The sequence below is a fragment of the Natrinema soli genome, assembly GCF_028618695.1.
Genome location: NZ_JAQIVI010000575.1, coordinates 1 through 1442 on the forward strand (window position 1 = coordinate 1; position 1442 = coordinate 1442).

1 protein-coding gene and 2 pseudogenes are annotated in these 1442 nt (G+C 65.5%); 1 reads left to right on the top strand and 2 read right to left on the bottom strand.

What is annotated here, in order from left to right; all coding sequences use genetic code 11:
• Together PGX04_RS26820 and PGX04_RS26825 are read right to left on the bottom strand one after the other, a co-directional pair.
• Positions 1-167 (bottom strand): annotated as a pseudogene (locus PGX04_RS26820) (AarF/ABC1/UbiB kinase family protein); the annotation flags it as partial.
• Positions 168-243: 76 nt separating this feature from the next.
• Complete coding sequence (locus PGX04_RS26825; protein ID WP_273741281.1) at positions 244-606, bottom strand: Hsp20/alpha crystallin family protein; 363 nt, start codon at positions 604-606, stop codon at positions 244-246.
• Between the two features lie 595 nt (positions 607-1201).
• Here PGX04_RS26825 and PGX04_RS26830 point away from each other — a divergent pair.
• Positions 1202-1442: pseudogene (locus PGX04_RS26830) on the top strand (molybdopterin molybdotransferase MoeA); the annotation flags it as partial.

Here is a 1442-nt window from a genome sequence, read left to right on the forward strand (position 1 = left end):
ACGTCGGGGCGGGTCGACAGTAACTGGCCGAGTTTGATGAAGGTCGGCCCGAGGGTCAACAGCGACTCGAGCAGCACCTCGGCCCGGTGGCGGTGCGTCTCGGGGCCGACCCGCCGGGGACGACCGAACAGGAGAAAGCGCCGACGGTCGCGGGCGTAGGCGAGCAACAGCGGGAGGAACTGCCGGGCGACGATGACGAATCGCTTGTACGCGCGGAGGGAGGCCAGCCTCGGTCACCCCGCGTTAGGCGTCCTCGTCGACGATGTCGATCGTCGTCTCGCCGCTCGTGCCGCGTTTCGGGAGGGTCAACTCGAGGACGCCCCGATCGACCGTCGCCGTCGCGTTGGTGTCGGAGGCGTCGTCGGGCAGGGGCAGGTCGACGTCGAGGAAGAGCGAGCGGTTCTCCTCGACGTACTGGTAGTCGTCGATCGGCTCCTTTTCGCGGTGGGCGTCGATGGCGATCCGACCATCCTCGATCGCGAGATCGAGCGACTCGGCGGACACTCCGGGCACATCGAGCACGAGCAGGTAGGCGTCTTCGCTCTCGAGCAGATCGAAGAAGACGTCCTCGGAGAGATCCCGCAACGCGTCGCGGAGCGCAGACATGGATACAGGTTCGAACGCCGATACGAAAAACCCCGCGGTCGCGGCGAGCCGTGGACACCCTGCGAACGATCTATTAGCGATTTCGCTGTGAACTGTATACGGAGAGGGAAAGTACCGTGGCACTCCGAACTGACCAACTGACGTGCAGTGGCGCGCGCTATCGGCCGTCTGAGCGCTAGCGAAGGCGGCCGATGACATTGTGCGAGGGATGAGCAAGCGACGAGGGAGCGAGCGAATCGGCTGGGGAGGATGAGGAAATCCCGTGTTGCCACGATAGCAGGACGCTGCCGTTCCGGATGATCACTCTGTCCGGCTGTGTTGAATCACTAGGTGGCGTCGGGATAGGTCGCTAAATCAAAGGAGTTGAAGCGGGAGGCTTCCGTTGTCCATGACGCAAATTTCCCGCGTGCTGCTATCGCGGCAACACGGAGGAGCCACGCCCTCCCCAACCGATTCACTCGGTCACTGCGTTCCCTCGTTCATCCCTCGCGTGCGTTCGAGCCGCAGTTCGCTCACCGCTCACCGCGCCTCACCGCGCGCCACTGCAGGTCGTCCCCTCGAGTTGCACGCTCGAGTCGCGGGTTCCCCCACGCTTTTGGCCTCCCGCGACTCGAGTCACCGTATGGAAGGTGCCGACCGCGAGCGCACGGAGGCCGGGTTCAAGGTGCGGACGCCGGTCGACGAGGCGCGCCGGATTCTGCAGGAGGCAATCGTGGGGAGTGAGGACGTCGATTCGGACGTACCCTGCGGGACCGAGACCGTCGACGTGGATCGCGCGGACGGCCGCGTCCTCGCCGCGCCCGTTACCTCGGCTCGAGACGTGCCGCACTACCGGC

Bases quoted from the DNA above. Each gene is read 5' to 3' on its own strand.
- PGX04_RS26825 (WP_273741281.1), bottom strand. From the start codon at position 606: ATGTCTGCGCTCCGCGACGCGTTGCGGGATCTCTCCGAGGACGTCTTC.